Below are 22,668 nucleotides of genomic sequence, written 5' to 3' on the forward strand. Positions count from 1 at the left end.
GAAAAGTTATGGAGAAATTACAAATCAGTCACAAAAAAGTGAGCCATTTGAAAAAATTATCAGACGAGCAGGGGATTATCGGGGCTTTGGCTATTGACCAGCGTGGTTCGCTCAAGAAAATGCTGGCCAGCGGAGAAGATGCGCCATCTGGTGACCAAGCTCTGGTTCAGTTTAAAGAATTAATCTCTAGTCAGCTGACGCCCTACGCCAGCTCCATCCTGCTGGATCCAGAGTTCGGTCTGCCGGCAGCCGAGCTGTGGGATGCTTCCTGCGGGCTGATAGTGGCCTACGAGAAGACTGGCTATGATGCGACAGCGGAGGGCCGCCTGCCGGACTTGCTGCCAAACTGGTCGGCTAGTCGCATCCGAGACATGGGCGCAGATGCTGTCAAGGTCTTGATTTACTATGATGTGGACGACAAGCCAGAAATCAACGACATCAAGCAGGCTTGGGTTGAGCGCGTGGGCAGTGAATGCTTAGCTGAGGACATTCCTTATTTTCTGGAGATTCTGACCTATGATGCTAAGAGTGACAGTGTCTTGGACGCTAACTATGCCAAGCTTAAGCCACACAAGGTTAACGAGGCAGTGAAGCTCTTTTCAGATCCCCGTTACCATGTAGATGTCTTAAAGGTTGAAGTGCCGGTCAATATGAACTTTGTCGAGGGCTTCACAAAAGAAGGAGTTGAGGCAGTCTACAGCGTGACAGAAGCCCAAGCTTTCTTTAAAGAACAGTCAGATGCGACGCACTTACCTTTCATCTTCCTCAGCGCTGGTGTCAGTGCCGAGCTTTTCCAAGAAACGCTGCGGCTAGCCCATGAAGCGGGCTCACAGTTTAACGGCGTTCTGTGTGGACGGGCTACCTGGAAGGATGCAGTCTCAGTCTTTGCCCAAGAGGGAGCTGCAGCAGCTCAAGCGTGGCTGGACGAGACAGGCCGTCAGAATATCGAGGATCTTAATCAAGTCTTGCGCCAAACAGCGATGTCTTGGGTGGACAAGCTTGACCTGCCTTTTGAAGACAGGACTTGGCAAGTTCGTGATTTTTAGCAGGATAGATAAAAGAGGTTTTGTATGAAATCTTACCGAGAATCCATTTTTGGCAAGCTGGGCAGTCAGGAGATTCTAGCTTACACTTTTGAAAACGATCGAGGTTATCGACTGACAGTCATGAACTACGGAGCAACCGTCATCCAGTATGTCACTCCTGATAAGGATAATCACTTTGACAATATCGTTGTCGGGTTTGATCAGTTTGAGGACTATATTGGGAACAGTCCTAAGCATGGAGCCAGTATTGGTCCGGTGGCTGGGCGTATTGCCGGAGCAGCTTTTGAGCTGAATGGTCAGACCTTTCAGCTAGAGACCAATAATGGCTTAAACTGCAACCATAGTGGCTCCAGCGGCTGGGACAGTAGCGTTTTTGAGGTTGAGGAAGTCAGTAATGACGGGCTCACATTTTATACAGAGCGTACTGACGGAACTGGCGGCTTTCCTGGCAATCTGAAAATCTGGGTTTCCTATACCCTGACAGAGCAGGGCGAGCTGGAAATCTCCTATCAGGTCCAGACAGATCAGGATACCTTGGTCAATCCGACCAACCACAGCTATTTCAACCTGTCTGGTCGTTTCAATCAGCCCATTGATGATCATATCCTGCAGCTCAATACTGGTGGTGTCTATCCTATCGCAGATGACGGCCTTCCTGGAAAAAAGGCTGATGCAGAGCGCGACTTTGTTAAGAAGCTGATTAAGGGTGCTGCCCTTAAAGAAATTTTCGCTGCGACCGATGAGCAAATCCAGCTGGTATCTGGCTTGGATCATCCTTTTGCGCTAAGCCCAAGCCGAAACCAGGCAGGCACGCTCTATCATCCAGCATCGGGCCGCCGCCTGACCATTCAGACTCAGGCTCCCTGCCTAGTGATTTATTCAGCGAATTGCGTGGATGATTCTATTCGGTTTGACGGACAGCCTATGATTCAGCATAATGGCTTGGCTCTGGAAGCCCAGGCCCTGCCGGATGCCATTCACAGCAGCCAGCAGTCAGATGTCATTCTCAAGGCCGGTCAGATTTTTACCAGAAGGACGGTGTATTTTGCTGATGTACCAGCAACTTTATAAAGAAACAATCGCGAAAGAGCACAAAAAACGGCAGTACCTCCTTCTGCCGTTTTTCTTTGTCCAGTTTTCAGATACTATGTTTTTCATAAGTGGCTAATCTTAAGCAAGGGAAAAGCCTCCACAATCAAAAGCAAAATCTTTTTTTGCTAACTGAATTTTACTTTAAGTTTTTCTTAAGCTAAGGATGCTATACTTGTTTTTATCAAATGAAGCCCCCTAACTTTGTTTGATAATCCTAAACTTTTTCATAATAATCTCCCATAAAGGCCACCCAATCCGGTGGTCTTTTTTTGCTCAAATTTTAGAATAAGACGGGAAGTTTATCGGATTGTAACTCAAATGTTAAATTTTAAAGGATACGTTATACAAAGTTAAGGTTTCTTTAAGTTAGGGGCAGTATACTATGAGTATCAAATGAAGACCTCCTAACTTTATTTGATAGAAATCCTAAACTTTTTCATAATAATCTCCCATAAAGGCCACCCAATCCGGTGGTCTTTTTTTGTCTTCAGACGCGAATTAGATTTGCTTCCTCTGCTTTATTTTCTGCTATAATAGTTCTATGAGTAGAATTTTAGATAATGAATTAATGGGCGATGAGGAATTGGTGGAGCGCACCTTGCGTCCCCAGTATTTACAGGAGTATATCGGCCAGGACAAGGTCAAGAACCAGCTGAAGATTTTTATTGAAGCGGCTAAGCTGAGGGATGAGGCGCTGGACCACACTCTGCTTTTTGGCCCTCCAGGTCTAGGTAAGACGACCATGGCCTTTGTCATTGCCAATGAACTAGGTGTTAATCTCAAGCAGACTTCAGGTCCGGTGATTGAAAAGTCCGGAGATTTGGTTGCGATCTTAAATGACCTTGAGCCGGGGGATGTCCTCTTCATAGATGAGATTCACCGCTTGCCAATGGCGGTAGAAGAAGTGCTGTACAGTGCCATGGAAGACTTTTATATCGATATTATGATTGGCTCAGGTGAGACCAGTCGCAGCGTCCATCTGGATTTGCCGCCATTCACCCTGATTGGGGCGACCACTCGGGCGGGCATGCTGTCCAATCCTCTGCGGGCTCGCTTTGGGATTACCGGTCACATGGAGTATTATGAAGCTGGTGACTTGACGGAAATCGTCGAGCGGACGGCAGAGATTTTTGAGATGGATATTACTCACGAGGCTGCGAAGGAGCTGGCTCTGCGTAGCCGAGGCACACCGCGGATTGCCAACCGTTTGCTCAAGCGGGTGCGGGACTACGCGCAGATTATGGGCAATGGCCTGATTGATGATAAGATAACCGACCAGGCTCTCTCTATGCTGGATGTGGACCAGGAAGGTCTGGACTATGTGGACCAGAAGATTTTGAAGACTATGATTGAGGTCTACGGTGGCGGTCCGGTAGGGCTTGGAACCCTCTCAGTCAATATTGCTGAGGAGCGTGAAACGGTAGAGGATATGTATGAGCCTTACCTGATTCAGAAAGGCTTTGTCATGCGGACACGGACTGGGCGCGTGGCTACCCGTAAAGCCTATGAGCATCTAGGATATGAGTATATGAAGGAATGACGACAGAAAAGGAGATTTTAGACCGACTAGGTCAAGATCCAGACATCCGAGCAATTTTGGAAATTATTCGCAGTCGGGAGCTCAAGGATTCTTGGTTAGCGGCTGGATGTGTGAGGAATTTTATCTGGAATATGCTGTCAGAGCGACCAGGTTTTGACTCTGATACGGATGTAGATGTCATTTTCTTTGATCCGAGTTATGCTGAGGCAGAGACGGTAGATCTGGAAGTTAAGCTCAAGGCGGACTGGCCACAGTATCGATGGGAGCTGAGAAATCAAGTCCATATGCACCGCCATAGTCCTGGAACAGCGCCTTATAAAAATGCTTGCGAAGCTATGAGTAAGTATCCTGAGCACTGCACGGCTATCGGGCTGCGCTTGCTGGCAAATGACAAACTGGAACTTTTTGCTCCCTATGGTTTGGAGGATATCTTAAACTTTCAGGTCAGACCGACTTCTCATTTTCTTGAGAATAAGGAGCGCCAGCGTGTCTATGCTGAGCGCTTGGCTAAGAAGAACTGGCAGAAACGCTGGCCGCAGCTGGAATATCACTATCCTGATAAATAGGCATAAGCTAAGAGTAAAATGTTTAAGTTATTTTAAGGAAGTTTTAAGGAATGGATATTATACTATAACCAAGTTAAGAAATTAACTTAACTCCTAAAACTTTTTTCTTTTTAAAAAATAATCTCCCTACAAAAAGCCACCAAACGGTGGTTTTTTGCTATTTTCAGACATAATAGGAGTAGGGCTTGCCAGTTTTCAACGAGAATCAGGAAACTGTAAACGATTCAGGGCTAGTTTTTGCCATTATTTTGTTATAATAGATAGCGAGGTATTGTATGAAGAAAATTGTATTTGTATGTTTGGGCAATATCTGCCGCAGTCCGATGGCAGAGTTTGTCATGAAGAGTTTAACAGACCAACTGAAAATCGAGAGCCGGGCAACCTCAAGTTGGGAGCACGGTAATCCCATTCATCAGGGAACACAGGCTATTTTTAAGAAATATGCCATTTCTTATGATAGGGACAAGACTTCTCAGCAGATTTCGGCAGCGGATTTTGCGGATTTTGACTACGTCATCGGTATGGATGAAAGCAATGTCCGAGATTTGAAGCGGATGGCGCCTGAGGGTTTTCAGCATAAAATTTATCAGTTTGAAGAAGAAAGTGTGCCGGATCCTTGGTACACAGGAGATTTTGACCAAACCTATGATTTGGTCTTGGCTGGCTGCAAGAAGTGGCTAGAGCGTTTGGATGGATAGGAATATGGATAAAGTAAAAGAATTTTACGCTAAATACAAGGTCTATCTGACCCGGCAGAATTTAGAACTTTTGGCTGTAACGGTCATTGTACTGTCAGCTATTCTGGTTTTTACCTCGGGGATTCCTGGTAAGGGCATTTTAACGCTGGATCAGGGGAAGATCAAGTATGACGGAACCTTGGTTCGCGGGAAGATGAACGGTCAGGGGACTATGACTTTTCAAAATGGGGACAGTTATAGCGGTCAATTTCGCAATGGCATCTTTGACGGCAAAGGGACTTTTACCTCGCGGGCTGGCTGGAAATATGAAGGGGACTTCAGCAAGGGTCAGGCCGATGGACAAGGAAAGCTAACGACAGAAGGCAATGTCGTTTATGAAGGAACGTTTAAACAAGGAATTTATCAAAATGCGCATTAAATGGTTTTCGCTCGTCAGAATCACGGGGCTGCTTCTAGTTCTGCTTTATCATTACTTCCAGGGCGTTTTCCCTGGCGGTTTTATTGGCGTGGATATCTTCTTTACCTTTTCTGGATTCTTGATTACATCTCTGCTTATTGACGAGTTTGCCAAGAAGAAAGAAATCGATATCCAAGGCTTTTTCAAACGACGTTTTTATCGGATTGTACCGCCTCTGGTCTTTATGATTTTGGTCGTTATGCCCTTTACTCTCTTGATTCGTAAGGATTTTGTGGCTGGGATTGGGACACAGATTGCAGCTGCCTTGGGCTTTGTGACAAACTTTTATGAAATGCTCTCAGGCGGCAGTTATGAGAGTCAGTTTGTGCCGCATATCCTGATCCATACTTGGAGTCTGGCTTTAGAAGTGCACTATTATGTTCTTTGGGGCCTGGCTGCTTGGGGCCTGGGCAAGATTGCCAAGTCAACGGCTCGCTATCGCGGTATGATTGCGCTGGTTTCTGCAGGTCTCTTTTTAGTCAGCTTTGTATCAATGTTTGCTGGCGCTTTGACCACTAAGAATTTCTCTGATATTTATTTCTCAAGTTTGACCCACGTCTTTCCTTTCTTTGCAGGAAGCATCTTAGCAACCTTGTCTGGTGTCGGCCATGTTAGCAATCGCTTTAAAATGCTGGAGCAAAAGCTGGCTCTCAAGCAAGTGCTAGGAATTATGGGGGGCAGCTCAGCTGTTTTGCTTTTGCTCAGCTTCCTACTCAAGTTTGACAATCTTTGGACCTACCTGGTAGGATTCTTGATTTCAACTATCTTGGCTTGTCTGATGATTTTGGCTGCTAGGATGTTGCATGACAAGCTCCCTGATGTGAAGGAGCCTAGCCTTATCAACTTTATCGCGGATACCAGCTATGGTGTTTATCTCTTCCACTGGCCATTCTATATAATCTTTACCCAGCTGATGAGTAACGGCTTGGCTGTTCTCTTGACTACGCTGTTATCTATTACTTTTGCAGCCTTGTCTTTCTATATCTTGGAGCCAACTCTTGCTGGTCGTCAGCCAGTTATCATGGGAACCAAGATGGATTTGTCGTCTCTTACCAGACCAATCTTTTACAGCATGATTCCGCTGACTTTGATTATGTTCTTTATTTCGGTGACAGCACCAAAGGTCGGAGCTTTTGAGGAAAGTTTGATTGTTAATGCTCTGAATCAAGCCGACACCAAGATGCAGACAACTCGCAGTCAGGTTGATCAGTCCAAGGCGACTGAGTACAATGTGGCGGACGGGATTACCATGATTGGTGACTCGGTTGCCCTGCGCTCAAGCGATCAATTGCAGCAGATCTTACCAGGAATCGAGCTAGACACTGTCGTTAGCCGCAGTCTGAGCACAGGCTTAGAGGTCTACAAGACAGATATTGCCAATAGGGTACTGAAGAAGCAGGTTGTTCTGGCTCTTGGAACCAATTCGTCTGGTTATTCGAATGAGCTTTTGGATGAGTATGTTTCCAGCCTGCCTAAGGGGCATCAACTGATCCTCGTGACTCCTTATGACGGTCGCTCAGAGGGCGGTGTCTTGGCCCAGCAGCGGGAGTATGAGCTAGAATTAGCCAAGAAATACGACTATGTCTTTGTGGCTGACTGGCATCAAACTGCTATCGAAAATCCGCAGATTTGGGAAGGGACAGACTATGTCCACTTTGGCTCGAACTCAGAGTCCATCATTGAGGGGGGGACTCTCTATGCCAATACCATTAAGCAAGCCATAGATGAAGCAAATTCTGGCAATGTGAAACCATAAATAATCAGCTCGGTTCGTCCGAGCTTTTTATAGAAGGCAAAAGAATCTACCGTCTCATCTAATGCTATTATTAGCGAGTCGATGGGAGTTTCAAACTGGAACATCAAGGATTATCTTGATGTTGATAAATATTTCATAGTGGGTGCAGATATTAAATATGACTTGAGTTTATTGCAAGGTCATTATGGGGACAATGAAGGAGACGCGGCTATGGTTCAGGATGGAATTGATGCATACAAGAAGGAGAATAAAGAATGATAACTTCAATAGTTTTTATTACTTCTCTAGTGTTACTTTTCCGTTATTTTAAAAATAGGAAATCGCGGATTATTATTGCGTTATTATATAGTTTGTTTCTTATATGGTATGTTCAAGCAGTTTTGAATTACGGTAAATACACTTTACAGCCTTGTCAAAGCATAGAGATGAGAGTGCATCCTAATGCAGACCAACTGGAATATAGTTCTGAGTTGATTTTAAAAAAGAACGATGATAAAAAAATCAAATTAACAGGTATTGAAGTTTGGAGCGAAAAAAATTCTAGAATTTACTATTATGTTAAGGAACAGTATATCTCTCAATCTATTTATGAAAATAGTGAAACGACTGCTAAAAAACTATCTAATAATCAAAAAAATATTCACCTAGAGAAAGATGGAATTGTAGTTAATTATACTAATAAAAAAATCTTTGATGTTACTAAAAGTAAACCGTATAATATCACTATCACTAATATTGACGATAAACCCGCTCAATTTGAAGCCCGAGTGGTGGATAGATGAAGTCGAATAGGAAATCGAAAAGTGAATCTTCGTGAGTGGTGCCAATAGCCGACTAAAGAAGCTTGGTACAAGTACAAAGGAAGAGATAATTAATAGGATTTTTAAGAGTTATCGAAATTATTACGGAAACTAGGTGGACAATATGCGACTATACATCAAAGGCAATTATGCTAAAAAAATAACCTTTACGACAAGAGAGTTGCTCTGGAAAATGTGGTTTAAGGAATGGCATGACCATCTGATTACTACTTCTAATGTGGGTGATGATGAGATACTACAAGATGATTTCTTTTTTGGAGTTCAATTTGATAAATGGCGGTTTAATGATAAACGATGGAATCATATACCATACGACAAGAGCAATCCTTGGAATTCGTTTTCTGATGAAAATATTCAATTGGAATTTGAAAATGATTTTATTACTGATGGGAGAGAACGTGGAGAAAATCTTAGGATTGCTACGACACATACGGACATTTTAACGGTTGATAAACGTGCTATGTATATAATGGCAGTCGAGGTGGCTTCTGCTATTGATGGGCAGATCAGCGAGGATGACAAGCTGACTTGGATAGATGTAGAGACTTTTAAGAAGTTGCACAAGGATGTCTTATCACTAACCTATGATCAAGCAACTGATATCAGTGTGGAGGAACTAAAAAGAATGAAACCTGTAGAGGATCCCTTGTGGGATGAAGAAGAACTACTTCATGAAGAGTACATCAAAATCCATGGTGAACGAGTTTATGACGATGAGGAAGAAGATTGAAATTATATTTAAAAGGCGATTATACCAAAGAAATTCCATTTGATTACTTAGAACTAGCGAAAAGGATGTGGTTTGAGAAAAAAGATGGGATAGAGCCAGATTTGTCGTATGCAGGGTATCTTGATTTACCAATTGAGAAACTTTCTATTCACTTACAATTAAATAAGTGGATGCATGAAAATAGATGGAATAATGTTCAGATTAAAGAAGGGATAAAATATGATTTTTTATCCCATAAGTCAGAATATATACAGCTGGATTACGAAGATGCAATGATGTCGGATTTTCGTGAGAAAGGTGAGTGTTTAAGAATTGCCTCTAAACACCTTGACCTTCTTACCGTTGATAAACGTGCCTTCTATATTATGGCACTTGACATTGCGACTGCCATTGATGGTCAGATTAGCGAAGATGATAAAGAGAGCTGGTTAAGTGTGGAGGAATTTAAAAACCGGCATGAAGATATCCTTTCGATGAGTTATGAACAGGCTAATGAGCTGAGCCTTGAAGAAATTCCGTTTATGGATGATGTTCGAGACCCAGTTTGGGAAGAAGATGACCGCAGAAATGAGGAGTACATTAAAATCCATGGAGAGGTAGAGTTGGACGACGAGGACGAATGAAATTATATTTAAAAGGCGATTACACAAAAAAAGTACCTTATGGTTATTTAGAACTTGCTGGTAAAATGTGGTTTCCAGAAGATGAGCAAATTTCTTACTCAAATGCTGGGAACAATGATGCATTACAAGAAGATTTTTTCTCAAATTTATCCTTGAGGAAAGGCACTGCTGATAAGAGATGGTCTAGTGTCCCCCTAAAGGAAGGGGTACGAAGACTCTTTTCACATATTAAGGAATGTATTGAAATTAATTTTGAAGATGCAGTTGCTACAGATTATAATGAAAAGGGGGACTATCTCCGAATTTTAACCAGCCATCTGGAAGTTTTGACAGTTGATAAACGTGCTATGTATATTATGGCGCTTGAGATTGCAAAGGTGATTGACGGGCAAATTAGCGAAAATGATAAGGCTAGCTGGTTGACAATTGAGGAGTTTAAAAGAAAACATGAGGCTATTCTATCTCTAACTTTTGAAGAAGCAAAAGAACTAAGTTTGACAGAAATTCAAACGATGGATGTTGTAGACGACCCTCTTTGGGAGGAAGAAGCTACTCGTCGAAAAGAATACATACTAGCACATGGAGGCGATATCTCAGATTTATGAGACTATACATCAATGGTGATTATACTAGAAAAGTGCCATTTGGCTACAGAGAACTCGCATGGAAAATGTGGTTTAAAGAAAGAAATGGCCAAAAAATAAGTTTCTCAAATGTCGGGGATGACGAGATGTTGCAAAATGACTTCTATTTATCTTTGCGGTTAGATAAGTGGGGAGCAAGTGGCTCTCGTTGGAAAGATGTCAAGGTTAAAGGTGGCAGTGCAATCAATTCCCAAAAATATGAAAATATTGATTTGGATTATGAGGGAAGTTATGAAAGCGACGGTAGAGAAAAGGGCAAATATTTAAGAATCGCTTCTAATTATCTGGATGTTTTAACAGTTGATAAACGAGCTATGTATATTATGGCACTTGAAATTGCGACTGCTATTGACGGTCAAATTAGCGAAGATGATAAGAAAACATGGCTGACAATTAAGGAATTCAAGGAAAAACACGAAGATATCTTATCTCTAACCTTTGAGGAAGCAAATGAGATGAGTTTGGAAGAAATTCAAACGATTGACGCTATTGACGATTCCATATGGGAAGAATTGGATAGGAAGCGCGAAGAATATATCAAAATACATGGTGAACGTGTTTATGATGACGATTGAGATTATTATTAAAAATGGGAATTAAGGTTCATCTTTTAGATGTTTATAAAGTAAAGATCAGCTCGATTCGTCCGAGCTTTTTATATTTAAACCAAGAAAGCGCTTTCATATATTATGTGAAAACAAAAGTATGTGAAATCTCTAAAAAATTAAAAAAGTTTTTCACAAAATAGACAAAAATAATCTAATAAATCAGCGCTTGTTTTCTAATATTCACAAAATAACAGGAAAAAGTTTGTGAATGTTAGGTGAAAGTGTTTACAAGAGTCATTAAATGGGTTATAATTGAATTGTGAAATATTTAACAAAGGTTAGTGTTCTTCATCTAACCTAAGGCAAAACCATTGGAGGAATAGAATGGCTGAAAAGAAGAAAACGGTAGAACAAGAAGACAAGGCTTTGGCAGCGCAAAAGCATGTCGATGAATTGGTGCAAAAAGGTCTGGTTGCACTAGAGGAAATGAGAAAGCTGAATCAGGAACAGGTGGACTACATTGTAGCCAAGGCCTCTGTAGCAGCTTTGGATGCTCACGGGGAGTTGGCCCTGCACGCTTATGAAGAAACAGGACGCGGAGTTTTTGAAGACAAGGCAACGAAAAACCTTTTCGCCTGTGAACACGTTGTGAATAATATGCGCCATACGAAGACTGTTGGCGTTATTGAAGAAGATGATGTAACTGGTTTGACCCTGATTGCGGAGCCAGTGGGTGTTGTCTGCGGTATCACACCGACTACCAACCCGACTTCAACCGCTATTTTTAAGGCTTTGATTTCCTTAAAAACACGTAATCCGATTATCTTTGCTTTCCATCCATCTGCTCAAGAATCATCTGCTCATGCAGCACAAATCGTGCGTGATGCTGCGATTGCAGCAGGTGCGCCTGAAAACTGTGTACAATGGATTACATCGCCATCTATGGAAGCAACTTCTGCCCTTATGAACCATGAAGGAATTGCGACTATCCTTGCGACAGGTGGTAACGCAATGGTGAAGGCAGCTTACTCATGTGGTAAGCCAGCTCTGGGGGTTGGTGCCGGAAACGTACCAGCTTATGTGGAAAAATCCGCTAATATCCGTCAAGCAGCGCACGATATCGTTATGTCTAAGTCCTTTGACAATGGTATGGTCTGTGCCTCTGAGCAAGCCGTTATCATTGATAAGGAGGTTTATGATGAATTTGTAGAAGAGTTCAAATCATATCATACTTACTTTGTAAATAAGAAAGAAAAAGCTCTGTTGGAAGAATTCTGCTTTGGTGCTAAGGCAAACAGCAAGAACTGTGCTGGTGCTAAGCTCAATCCGGATATCGTTGGTAAGCCAGCCACTTGGATTGCAGAGCAAGCAGGCTTCAGCGTGCCAAAAGATACGAATATCTTGGCCGCAGAGTGTAAAGAAGTTGGTGAAAAAGAGCCATTGACACGTGAAAAACTGTCACCTGTAATCGCTGTGCTCAAGTCTGAATCTCGTGAAGACGGTGTTGAAAAGGCCCGTCAAATGGTAGAATTCCATGGTCTTGGTCACTCAGCTGCTATCCATACAGCGGACGAAGAGTTGACCAAGGAATTTGGTAAGGCTGTCCGTGCTATCCGTGTTATTTGCAACTCACCTTCTACTTTCGGCGGTATCGGAGATGTTTATAATGCCTTCCTGCCGTCACTGACTCTGGGCTGTGGTTCTTATGGTCGCAACTCAGTTGGTGATAACGTTAGTGCTGTGAATCTCTTGAACATCAAAAAAGTAGGAAGACGTAGAAATAATATGCAATGGATGAAACTCCCTTCAAAAACTTACTTCGAGCGTGACTCTATCCAATACCTGCAAAAATGTCGTGATGTGGAACGTGTCATGATCGTTACAGACCATGCGATGGTAGAGCTTGGTTTCCTAGATCGTATCATCGAACAACTCGATCTTCGTCGTAATAAGGTTGTTTACCAAATCTTTGCAGACGTAGAGCCAGATCCAGACATCACAACAGTTGAACGTGGTACAGAGATTATGCGTACCTTCAAACCTGATACAATCATCGCGCTTGGTGGTGGTTCACCAATGGACGCAGCCAAAGTCATGTGGCTCTTCTATGAACAACCAGAAGTGGACTTCCGTGACCTTGTGCAAAAATTCATGGATATCCGTAAACGTGCCTTCAAATTCCCGTTGCTTGGTAAGAAGACTAAGTTTATCGCAATCCCTACAACATCTGGTACAGGATCAGAAGTAACACCATTTGCCGTTATCTCTGACAAGGCTAACAACCGTAAGTACCCAATTGCTGACTACTCTCTGACTCCAACTGTAGCCATCGTAGACCCAGCTCTGGTACTGACTGTTCCAGGATTTGTTGCAGCAGACACTGGTATGGATGTTCTGACTCACGCAACAGAAGCTTATGTATCTCAGATGGCCAGCGACTTTACGGATGGTTTGGCTCTCCAAGCGATCAAACTAGTCTTTGAAAATCTGGAAAACTCTGTTAAGAATGCTGACTTCCACTCTCGCGAAAAGATGCACAATGCCTCTACTATCGCTGGTATGGCCTTTGCCAATGCCTTCCTGGGAATTTCCCACTCTATGGCCCATAAGATTGGTGCTCAGTTCCACACGATCCACGGTCGTACCAATGCGATCTTACTGCCATATGTAATCCGCTACAATGGTACACGTCCAGCTAAGACAGCGACATGGCCTAAGTACAACTACTACCGTGCGGATGAGAAATACCAAGACATCGCTCGCATGCTCGGCTTGCCAGCTTCTACTCCAGAAGAAGGTGTTGAATCATTTGCGAAAGCTGTTTATGAACTGGGAGAACGTGTCGGTATCGAAATGAACTTCAAGGCTCAAGGTATTGACGAAAAAGAATGGAAAGAACATTCACGCGAATTGGCCTTCCTTGCCTATGAAGATCAATGTTCGCCAGCTAACCCACGCCTTCCAATGGTTGACCACATGCAGGAAATCATCGAAGACGCATACTATGGCTACAAGGAACGCCCAGGACGCCGCAAATAAGCGAGCAGCTTCCTCAATTAAAAATAAGACAGTTTGTCGGTCATCCCCTGCCCTTTGGTAGGGGATTTTTTTATGTGTCTTAGCGAGGCAAGACCTCTGGTCGAAGCTGAGCTTAGAGACATGGATGCTGAGGAGCGGAGCGATGTGAGCTCTAGGTCTCTTAACGAAAGGCGCTTGCTGGGGTAAAAAGACGTAAACCTTCTGATTACTTGTGATTAAGTGAGCTTTTGTGCTAAGATAAGAGGACAATGGAAAAAGGAGAGTAATGTGATTGTTTTATCTTTATGGGCTGGGCTGTTGAGTGGTCTTTGCTGGTTATTGGGGGATATTCTGCTGGTTGGCTTTGAGGTAGATAAGGAGAGTTATGACTCTTTTACGGAGCAGAGTCGGATTGGCAATAAGAAGCTGGCTATGCTGATGCTGTCTGGCTCTGTCGGTCGGCTGCGCCTGGGCGCTTTGGTGGCTAACTTCTCAATCCCTCTTATGTTAGTTTCGCTTTATGCTCTCTTTGGTTTGACAAATAAGGGCTTGTGGGCCTATCTGTCAATAGCCTTGTTAGGAATTGGATTTGCCCTGTCGCCAGTGGCACATGTGGCCTTTTACTACGTTGGGATCATCAGCAAAAAGGCTTATAAACGAAGCGGTGGACAGGTCTGCTCAGACGAAGATAGCGAGCTTATCAATGAAGCAGTGCTCTTTCTAGATATAACCTGGCGGACAGCTATCGCTCTGACCGGTCTAGGCTGGCTCGTTTACTCACTGCTAATAGTTACCGGTCAGACAATATTGCCTACTTATCTGGGGTTGCTGAGTCCTTTACCTCTCAGTCTGTTGACTATCTTACTGGTAGAAAAGCTGAGAATCGGACGTCCCTACCTTAACGGAGCTGGCCTAAATATAGGATTTAGTTTGTTCTATTTACTGCTCCTGCTTCATATAGGTTCTTAGGAGGTGAATCGGTAAAATTTCAAAAAAAACAGAAAATCTATATATTAACCTATTGAAGATTTCCTCTTTCTATGGTATGATGAAAGAGGTCTCAAGAATCGTTGGGAGGATAAGACATGAAAAACCCTACTTTACTTAAAGAAATGTTACATTATCGCGGAAGAGATGAAATGCCCGACGATTTTGATACCTTTTGGGATAAACAAGTGGCAGCGGTGGAAGTGCCTCAGGACTACCAGTTGCTGGAAAAAGATTTTCAAATTGCATATGCGACTTGCTATGATCTAACCTTCAAGTCTGGAAACGGTGGACAAATCTACGCTAAGCTAGTTGTGCCTAAGTTATCAGAAAAAGTTCCGGTATTGTTTCATTTTCATGGTTATATGGGACAGGGCTGGGATTGGGCTGATATGTTAGCCTATACGGCAGCAGGCTGGGGTGTTGTGTCAATGGATGTCCGTGGTCAGTCTGGCTATTCACTGGATGGTAATAGAGAAGTTCGCGGCAATACTGTTAAAGGACATATTATCCGCGGGGCTCTGGATGGACCGGATCAGCTCTTTTTCAAGGATGTCTATCTGGATGTTTACACCTTGGTCGAGCTAGTGGCTGGTTTGGACTTCGTGGATGAAAACTGTTTGTCTAGTTTTGGTGGTTCACAGGGCGGAGCCTTGGCTTTGGTAGCAGCTGCTTTAAATTCTCGGATTAAGCAGACTGTAGCTATCTATCCCTTCCTTGCTGACTTTAGACGGGTTTTGGAGATTGGCAATACCAGTGAAGCCTATGATGAGCTCTTTCGTTATTTCAAATTCCATGATCCTTTTCATGAGACAGAAGAGCAGTTGTTGCAGACACTTGCTTATATTGACGTGAAAAATCTGGCCCATCGTATTAGCTGTCCAGTGCAGATGATTATTGGCCTGGAGGATGATGTTTGCTATCCTATCACGCAGTTTGCCATTTATAACTGTTTGGGTGGAGAAAAGGAGTATCATCTTCTGCCTGAGTATGGGCATGAGGCTATGAATGTTCGTGTCAGCGATACTGTCTTTAGCTGGCTCTGCGGAACCAAAATAAAAAGACTTTCTCTCGTTTCGAACTTTAAATCCGAGAGATAATATTCGTCCCCCCTTTGGGGCTAGGCCTTTGCCTAGCCCTTTTTACTTGCCTGAGGGAGCATAGAAATGAGAATCTTTTTAGAAGTTTGCTTGCTCTTTCATTGACTTTTCTACAAAACGGAATCCTGAAAGTACTTTCAGGAATTTCTGTTTTTCTGGAAAATTCGGAAACTAAAATCTAAATCTCAAACAATATTGAAAGCGCTTTAAAAATTATTTATAATAACATTATGAAATACTCGAGTTAAAAAATGGAGTCTAGGATAAGGACGTAAAAATATTTGTTTGCGCCTTCTTCTCTGCTCCACCTGAGGTCCTAGGTAGTTGTTAGACTATCTGATCAGACCGATGTCTTACGAAAGGAGATTGTATATTCATGTCACAGATTTTAAAAGATGACTTGATAGCTAAGATTAAAGACGGCATCATTGTTTCCTGTCAAGCCTTGCCCCAGGAGCCGCTTTATACGGAAGCTGGAGGAGTGATTCCTCTCTTGGTCAAGGCAGCTGAGCAGGGCGGTGCTGTAGGTATTCGAGCTAATAGCGTTCGCGATATTCGGGAGATTAAGGAAGTAACTTCTCTGCCTATCATCGGAATTATCAAACGCGACTATCCGCCACAAGAGCCTTTTATCACGGCTACCATGCGGGAAGTGGATGAGTTGGCTGCTCTGGATATTGAAGTCATTGCTCTGGACTGTACCAAGCGGGAGCGCCATGATGGCCTGACAATTGCGGATTTCATCAAGCAGGTCAAGGCCAAGTATCCCCATCAGCTATTGATGGCAGATATCAGCACCTATGAGGAAGCCGCTGCTGCTGTAGAAGCTGGTGTAGACTTTGTCGGCACGACCTTATCGGGCTACACTTCCTACAGCCCTAAGGTTGACGGACCAGACATTGAGCTTATCCGCCGCTTGTGCCAAGCAGGCTTTGATGTCATCGCTGAAGGAAAGATTCACTATCCGAGTCAAGCCAAGCAGATACATGATTTGGGTGTAAGAGGCATCGTTGTCGGAGGAGCCATTACTCGGCCTAAAGAAATTACAGAGCGCTTTGTTGCAGGATTAAAATAAGTGAGGTAGATGAATGACAACCTTAACACTAAATAAACTATATAAAAAATATCCTAATAGTGATTTTTACTCTGTTGAAAATTTTGATTTGGATATTAAGGATAAGGAGTTTATCGTTTTTGTAGGACCTTCCGGTTGCGGGAAATCAACAACCTTGCGGATGATTGCAGGACTTGAGGATATCACAGAAGGGGAGCTCTATATTGATCAAAACCTTGTCAATGACATTGCTCCTAAAGATCGGGATATCGCCATGGTTTTTCAAAATTATGCCCTTTATCCTCACATGACTGTTTATGACAATATGGCATTCGGACTTAAGCTTCGCAAGTATGACAAGGCTGATATTGACAAAAGAGTCCAGGAAGCGGCGGAAATCCTTGGGCTGAAAGAGCTGCTGGATCGTAAACCGGCCGACTTATCTGGTGGTCAGCGTCAGCGTGTAGCTATGGGGCGGGCGATTGTTCGTGATGCCAAGGTCTTCCTTATGGATGAGCCCTTGTCTAACTTGGATGCTAAACTGCGCGTGTCCATGCGGGCAGAAATCGCAAAAATTCACCGCCGTATCGGAGCGACGACTATCTATGTAACCCACGACCAGACCGAGGCCATGACCTTGGCTGACCGCATCGTTATCATGTCAGCTACTAAGAATGAAGCAGGAACAGGTACTATCGGCCGAATCGAGCAAATCGGTACGCCTCAGGAACTTTATAACGAGCCAGCTAATAAATTTGTGGCAGGTTTTATCGGCAGTCCAGCCATGAATTTCTTTGAAGTGAACTTAGAGGGCAATCAGCTTACAGATGGACAAGGCTTTGCTGTTGGACTCCCAGACGGTCAGCGTAAAATCCTAGAAGAAAAAGGCTATCAAGGAAAGAAAGTGATACTGGGTATTCGACCAGAGGATATCTCGGCTGAGTTGATAGCTGCTGATGCTTTCCCAGATTCTGTTGTTGAAGCAGAGATTATAGTTTCTGAACTTTTAGGAAGCGATTCTATCCTTTATTGTAAAGTAGGAGTTCAGGAATTTTCTGCACGTGTTGCTGCTCATAATTACCATGAAGCAGGACAAAAAATAGACTTGGTATTCAATATTGCAAAAGCACACTTCTTTGAATTAGAGAACGGTTCACGTATTAAATAAAATTTTATAAGGAAATTTTAATTATGATTGTAACGGAAATTAATAATCTATCAACTTATGTAGGAGTAAATCCATATTTTGAAAGATTAATAAATTTTTTAAAAACAGTTGATTTGGGAAGTCTTCCAGAAGGGAAGATAGATATTGAAGGTGATAAATTATTTGGCAATTGTTTTAGTTATGTAGCAGATGGTCAACCAGGAGATTTCTTTGAAACTCATAGGAAATATCTTGATATCCATCTGGTGTTAGAAAATACAGAAGATATGGCAGTTTCTTCTGTTAAAAGCACAACAGTTAGTCAACCTTATAATAAGGAAAAGGATATTGAGTTATATGAAGGAAAAGTGGAGCAGCTTATTCACTTGAAATCTGGAGAATGTTTAATAACATTCCCTGAGGATTTGCATCAGCCCAAAGTTCGTGTAAATGATCTACCCTTAAAAAAAGTAGTATTTAAAGTAGCTATTTCTTAAATAGAAAGAGGTAAACTATGAAAAATCTAAAGAAATTTTTATTCGTTCTTCTAACAGGACTTGTTGCACTGATAATCAGTGGTTGTTCTCCAAGTGGAGGAAATAGTAAAGGAAATGATTCAGGTGAATTATCTGGGGAAATCGTTATGTGGCACTCATTTACACAGGGACCTCGTTTAGAAAGTATCCAGAAATCTGCAGATGAATTTATGAAGAAGCATCCAAAAGTTAAGATTAAAATTGAAACTTTTTCTTGGAATGACTTTTACACCAAATGGACAACAGGCCTTGCTAACGGAAACGTACCTGATGTCAGTACAGCTTTGCCGAACCAAGTAATGGAAATGATTAACTCAGATGCTATTGTTCCATTGAATGATACAATTGACAAAATTGGAAAAGATCGTTTCAATAAAACAGCTCTGAATGAAGCAAAAATTGGCAGTGATTACTATTCTGTTCCTCTTTATTCCCATGCGCAAGTGATGTGGGTACGAACAGATTTATTAAAACAACACAATATTGAAGTACCTAAAACTTGGGATGAACTTTATGAAGCATCTAAGAAATTAACAGCTGATGGAGTTTATGGTATGTCAGTGCCGCTTGGTACGAATGACTTTATGGCTACTCGTTTCCTGAATTTCTATGTTCGTAGTGCAGGAGGAAGCCTATTAACAAAGGATAAGAAGGTTGATTTAACTAGCGATTTGGCTCAAGAAGGAATCAAATACTGGGTGAAAATGTACAAGGATGTTTCTCCTAAAGATTCACTCAATTATAATGTATTACAACAAGCTACCCTATTCTATCAAGGTAAGACAGCCTTTGACTTTAACTCAGGCTTCCACATTGGAGGGGTTGAAGCGAACAGTCCACAATTATTAGAATCAATTGATGCTTATCCTATTCCGAAGGTCAAAGCATCCGATAAAGATCAAGGGATTGAAACTTCAAATGTTCCAATGGTTGTATGGAAAAATTCTAAACATCCAGAAGTTGCAAAAGCATTTTTAGAATATCTGTATGAACAAGACAACTATGTTGGTTTCTTAGATTCTACTCCAGTTGGTATGTTGCCAACGATTAGCGGTATTTCTGATTTACCAGCTTATAAGGAAAATGAAACACGCCAAAAATTCCAACATGCTGAACAAGTAATCAACGAGGCTGTTCAAAAAGGTACTGCTATTGGTTATGAAAACGGCCCAAGTGTTGAGGCTGGTATGTTGACAAACCAACACATTATTGAACAAATGTTCCAAGATATTATCACAAATGGGAAAGACCCTATGGCTGCAGCAAAAGATGCTGAAAAGCAATTAAACGATTTATTTGAAACGGTTGCAGTTGATGTGAAATAATACCTAGATTATTAGGGCTATGGTGCAGTAGCGCTATAGCCTCTTATTTTAAAGAAAGGGGTAAGAGATGGTCAGAGATCGTAATTTGACGCGTTGGATATTTGTACTGCCAGCGGTGATTATCGTAGGATTACTCTTTGTTTATCCATTTTTTTCAAGCATCTTTTATAGCTTTACCAATAAGAATTTAATTATGCCCAACTATCGTTTTGTTGGTTTGGATAATTATAAAGCAGTATTGTCAGACCCTAACTTTTTTAGTGCATTTTTTAATTCAATAAAATGGACTGTCCTTTCCTTAGCTGGACAAGTTATCATCGGATTTATTCTGGCTCTTGCTTTGCATAGAGTGCGACGATTTAAAAAACTTTATCGGACGTTGTTAATCGTACCGTGGGCCTTTCCTACAATTGTTATTGCCTTTTCATGGCAATGGATTCTAAATGGTGTCTATGGGTATCTGCCAAATATCATTGTTAAGCTTGGTTTAATGGAGCATGCTCCAGCTTTTCTGACTGATAGCACGTGGGCCTTTATTTGCTTGGTGTTTATCAATATCTGGTTTGGAGCTCCAATGATTATGGTTAATGTTTTATCTGCACTTCAAACAGTTCCTCAGGAGCAGTTTGAGGCAGCTAAAATTGATGGTGCGACAAGTTGGCAAGTGTTCAGACATATTACTTTTCCGCATATTAAGGTCGTTGTAGGATTGCTAGTTGTACTGAGAACGGTTTGGATCTTTAACAATTTTGATATTATCTACCTCATTACTGGTGGTGGTCCGTCTAATGCGACTATGACCTTGCCGATTTTCGCTTACAACTTAGGTTGGGGAACGAAGTTATTAGGACGAGCTTCAGCAGTCACAGTATTGCTCTTTATCTTCCTATTGACAGTTTGCTTCATTTACTTCTCTGTAATTAGTAAATGGGAAAAGGAGGGTAGAAAATAATGAAGAAAAAATCAAATTTCTACTTAGATATCGGAGCTCATCTAGTTTTGATAATTGCAACAATTGTTGCAATCTTCCCGCTTGTATGGATTATTATATCTTCGATTAAAGGAAAAGGGGAGTTGACACAATTCCCAACTCGCTTCTGGCCTCAGACTTTTACGTTAGACTACTTTACGCATGTTATTAATGATTTGCATTTCGTTGATAATATCCGAAATAGTTTAGTAATTTCTTTGTCCACAACAGTTATTGCAACGATTATTTCTTCCATGGCTGCTTATGGTATTGTTCGTTTCTTCCCTAAACTAGGAGCAATAATGTCACGGCTTTTGGTAACAACTTATATTTTCCCACCTATTTTGCTAGCAATACCTTATTCTATTGCAATTGCAAAAGCAGGTTTGGGAAATAGCATCATTGGCCTTATCATCATTTATTTGTCATTTAGTGTACCTTATGCGGTATGGCTGCTGGTTGGCTTCTTCCAAACGGTTCCAATTGGGATTGAAGAGGCAGCCCGTATTGATGGAGCAAATAAATTTGTTACTTTTTATAAAGTGGTATTACCAATCGTTGCTCCGGGAATTGTTGCAACAGCGATTTATACCTTTATTAATGCGTGGAATGAATTCTTATATGCATTGATACTGATTAACGATACAAGTAAAATGACCGTTGCAGTAGCACTTCGTTCATTGAATGGATCAGAGGTGCTAGACTGGGGAGATATGATGGCGGCATCTGTGATTGTTGTATTGCCTTCTATCATCTTCTTCTCAATCATTCAAAATAAGATTGCAAGTGGTCTTTCAGAAGGATCTGTAAAATAGACATTCCGAAACAACATTAGTCAGTATATAAGTTAAAAATAGGATATTGTATTAAACAACAGGAGAATAAAAATGGTTAAATATGGCGTCGTAGGAACAGGATATTTTGGAGCTGAATTGGCTCGTTATATGCAAAAAAATGATGGTGCAGAGATTACGATTGTTTACGATCCAGAAAACGCGGAAGCAGTAGCTGAAGAGTTAGGAGCGAAAGTTGCAGCTTCGATAGATGAATTAGTGGCTAGCGATGAAGTTGACTGTGTTATTGTGGCTTCTCCAAATAATCTTCATAAAGAGCCAGTTATCAAAGCAGCTCAGCATGGAAAAAATGTTTTTTGTGAAAAACCAATTGCTCTTTCCTATGAGGATTGTCGCGAAATGGTAGATGCTTGTAAAGAAAATAATGTGACCTTTATGGCGGGGCATATCATGAACTTCTTTAATGGTGTTCATCATGCCAAAGAATTAATCAATCAAGGTGTGATTGGGGATGTTCTGTATTGTCATACAGCTCGTAATGGATGGGAGGAGCAACAACCATCAGTATCTTGGAAGAAAATCCGCGAAAAATCTGGTGGTCACTTATATCACCATATCCATGAATTAGACTGTGTTCAATTTCTTATGGGTGGGATGCCTGAAACTGTTACAATGACTGGTGGCAATGTAGCTCATGAGGGAGAAAACTTTGGTGATGAAGATGACATGATTTTTGTCAATATGGAATTTTCAAACAAGCGTTTTGCTTTGCTTGAATGGGGTTCTGCTTATCGCTGGGGTGAACACTATGTCTTGATTCAAGGGACAAAAGGTGCGATTCGCCTGGACTTGTTCAACTGTAAAGGAACTCTCAAATTAGATGGTCAAGAAAGTTACTTCCTAATCCATGAGTCACAGGAAGAAGATGATGATCGTACTCGTATTTACCATAGTACCGAAATGGATGGAGCGATTGCTTACGGAAAACCTGGTAAACGTACTCCATTGTGGTTATCATCTGTTATTGACAAGGAAATGCGTTACCTTCATGAAATCATGCAGGGAGCACCGGTAACAGAAGAATTCAAAAAATTATTGACAGGAGAAGCAGCTCTGGAGGCTATTGCAACAGCAGATGCATGTACTCAGTCTATGTTTGAAGATCGTAAAGTTAAATTATCGGAAATTGTAAAATAAAAGATGTGGGGATGAAACA

The 22,668-nt window shown here is 41.8% G+C and carries 23 protein-coding genes and 1 pseudogene; all 24 read left to right on the plus strand.

Features of this window, described 5'->3' with window-relative positions:
- The first annotated feature begins 8 nt into the window (after positions 1–8).
- The 24 genes and pseudogenes from lacD to O3627_RS08845 all read left to right on the plus strand — a co-directional run bounded on the left by lacD (position 9) and on the right by O3627_RS08845 (position 22,649).
- On the plus strand, positions 9–1,046 hold the full coding sequence (lacD, locus tag O3627_RS08730; protein ID WP_371621355.1) for a tagatose-bisphosphate aldolase: 1,038 nt from the start codon (positions 9–11) through the stop codon (positions 1,044–1,046).
- Positions 1,047–1,070: 24 nt separating this feature from the next.
- Positions 1,071–2,117, plus strand: a complete 1,047-nt coding sequence (locus O3627_RS08735; RefSeq protein ID WP_343092231.1) for an aldose epimerase family protein — start codon at positions 1,071–1,073, stop codon at positions 2,115–2,117.
- Between the two features lie 562 nt (positions 2,118–2,679).
- Positions 2,680–3,678 (plus strand): Holliday junction branch migration DNA helicase RuvB, encoded by a 999-nt coding sequence (gene ruvB, locus O3627_RS08740; protein ID WP_126434950.1) that lies wholly within the window; start codon positions 2,680–2,682, stop codon positions 3,676–3,678.
- Positions 3,675–4,244 carry a nucleotidyltransferase family protein gene (locus O3627_RS08745; RefSeq protein ID WP_343092318.1) on the plus strand — a complete coding sequence of 190 codons (570 nt, stop codon included), beginning with the start codon at positions 3,675–3,677 and terminating at the stop codon, positions 4,242–4,244. The genes ruvB and O3627_RS08745 overlap by 4 nt, the downstream gene beginning before the upstream one ends.
- Before the next feature lie 275 nt (positions 4,245–4,519).
- Positions 4,520–4,942: a low molecular weight protein-tyrosine-phosphatase gene (locus O3627_RS08750; protein WP_343092319.1), complete on the plus strand. Its 423-nt coding sequence runs from the start codon at positions 4,520–4,522 to the stop codon at positions 4,940–4,942.
- Positions 4,935–5,360, plus strand: coding sequence for an MORN repeat-containing protein (locus O3627_RS08755; protein ID WP_343092320.1), 426 nt, complete (start codon positions 4,935–4,937; stop codon positions 5,358–5,360). The genes O3627_RS08750 and O3627_RS08755 overlap by 8 nt, the downstream gene beginning before the upstream one ends.
- Entirely contained in the window at positions 5,350–7,155 is a 1,806-nt protein-coding gene (locus tag O3627_RS08760; protein WP_371621357.1) for an acyltransferase family protein, read from the plus strand. Before O3627_RS08755 ends, O3627_RS08760 begins: the two co-directional genes overlap by 11 nt.
- An 81-nt stretch (positions 7,156–7,236) precedes the next feature.
- Complete coding sequence (locus tag O3627_RS08765) at positions 7,237–7,413, plus strand: hypothetical protein (RefSeq protein ID WP_185761330.1); 177 nt, start codon at positions 7,237–7,239, stop codon at positions 7,411–7,413.
- On the plus strand, positions 7,410–7,937 hold the full coding sequence (locus tag O3627_RS08770) for a hypothetical protein (RefSeq protein WP_343092321.1): 528 nt from the start codon (positions 7,410–7,412) through the stop codon (positions 7,935–7,937). The genes O3627_RS08765 and O3627_RS08770 overlap by 4 nt, the downstream gene beginning before the upstream one ends.
- A gap of 142 nt (positions 7,938–8,079) precedes the next feature.
- Positions 8,080–8,706: a hypothetical protein gene (locus O3627_RS08775; RefSeq protein WP_125383058.1), complete on the plus strand. Its 627-nt coding sequence runs from the start codon at positions 8,080–8,082 to the stop codon at positions 8,704–8,706.
- Positions 8,703–9,329 (plus strand): hypothetical protein, encoded by a 627-nt coding sequence (locus tag O3627_RS08780; protein ID WP_125383057.1) that lies wholly within the window; start codon positions 8,703–8,705, stop codon positions 9,327–9,329. Before O3627_RS08775 ends, O3627_RS08780 begins: the two co-directional genes overlap by 4 nt.
- Positions 9,326–9,934: a hypothetical protein gene (locus O3627_RS08785; RefSeq protein WP_125383055.1), complete on the plus strand. Its 609-nt coding sequence runs from the start codon at positions 9,326–9,328 to the stop codon at positions 9,932–9,934. Before O3627_RS08780 ends, O3627_RS08785 begins: the two co-directional genes overlap by 4 nt.
- A complete protein-coding gene (locus O3627_RS08790) occupies positions 9,931–10,548 on the plus strand; it encodes a hypothetical protein (RefSeq protein WP_125383054.1) in 618 nt (205 codons plus the stop codon). The genes O3627_RS08785 and O3627_RS08790 overlap by 4 nt, the downstream gene beginning before the upstream one ends.
- A 357-nt stretch (positions 10,549–10,905) precedes the next feature.
- Positions 10,906–13,560, plus strand: coding sequence for a bifunctional acetaldehyde-CoA/alcohol dehydrogenase (gene adhE / locus O3627_RS08795; RefSeq protein WP_125383052.1), 2,655 nt, complete (start codon positions 10,906–10,908; stop codon positions 13,558–13,560).
- An 81-nt stretch (positions 13,561–13,641) separates the two neighbouring features.
- Positions 13,642–13,746: pseudogene (locus O3627_RS08800) on the plus strand (shikimate dehydrogenase); the annotation flags it as partial.
- A gap of 81 nt (positions 13,747–13,827) precedes the next feature.
- Positions 13,828–14,508, plus strand: a complete 681-nt coding sequence (locus O3627_RS08805) for a DUF6796 family protein (protein WP_125383051.1) — start codon at positions 13,828–13,830, stop codon at positions 14,506–14,508.
- Positions 14,509–14,624: 116 nt separating this feature from the next.
- Entirely contained in the window at positions 14,625–15,626 is a 1,002-nt protein-coding gene (locus O3627_RS08810) for an acetylxylan esterase (RefSeq protein ID WP_125383049.1), read from the plus strand.
- A gap of 376 nt (positions 15,627–16,002) precedes the next feature.
- Entirely contained in the window at positions 16,003–16,701 is a 699-nt protein-coding gene (locus tag O3627_RS08815; protein WP_048773683.1) for an N-acetylmannosamine-6-phosphate 2-epimerase, read from the plus strand.
- Positions 16,702–16,714: 13 nt separating this feature from the next.
- Positions 16,715–17,848, plus strand: coding sequence for an ABC transporter ATP-binding protein (locus O3627_RS08820; protein ID WP_125383048.1), 1,134 nt, complete (start codon positions 16,715–16,717; stop codon positions 17,846–17,848).
- Between the two features lie 23 nt (positions 17,849–17,871).
- Positions 17,872–18,324, plus strand: a complete 453-nt coding sequence (locus tag O3627_RS08825; protein ID WP_002894431.1) for a YhcH/YjgK/YiaL family protein — start codon at positions 17,872–17,874, stop codon at positions 18,322–18,324.
- A 17-nt stretch (positions 18,325–18,341) separates the two neighbouring features.
- Complete coding sequence (locus O3627_RS08830) at positions 18,342–19,688, plus strand: ABC transporter substrate-binding protein (RefSeq protein ID WP_223337833.1); 1,347 nt, start codon at positions 18,342–18,344, stop codon at positions 19,686–19,688.
- A 67-nt stretch (positions 19,689–19,755) separates the two neighbouring features.
- Positions 19,756–20,640: a carbohydrate ABC transporter permease gene (locus tag O3627_RS08835; RefSeq protein ID WP_002894433.1), complete on the plus strand. Its 885-nt coding sequence runs from the start codon at positions 19,756–19,758 to the stop codon at positions 20,638–20,640.
- Positions 20,640–21,473: a carbohydrate ABC transporter permease gene (locus tag O3627_RS08840; protein ID WP_002898776.1), complete on the plus strand. Its 834-nt coding sequence runs from the start codon at positions 20,640–20,642 to the stop codon at positions 21,471–21,473. The genes O3627_RS08835 and O3627_RS08840 overlap by 1 nt, the downstream gene beginning before the upstream one ends.
- Positions 21,474–21,545: 72 nt before the next feature.
- Entirely contained in the window at positions 21,546–22,649 is a 1,104-nt protein-coding gene (locus O3627_RS08845; protein WP_002894435.1) for a Gfo/Idh/MocA family protein, read from the plus strand.
- Positions 22,650–22,668: the final 19 nt, after the last annotated feature.

The organism is Streptococcus sp. 27098_8_82, from assembly GCF_041431615.1.
Taxonomy (GTDB): domain Bacteria; phylum Bacillota; class Bacilli; order Lactobacillales; family Streptococcaceae; genus Streptococcus; species Streptococcus sanguinis_K.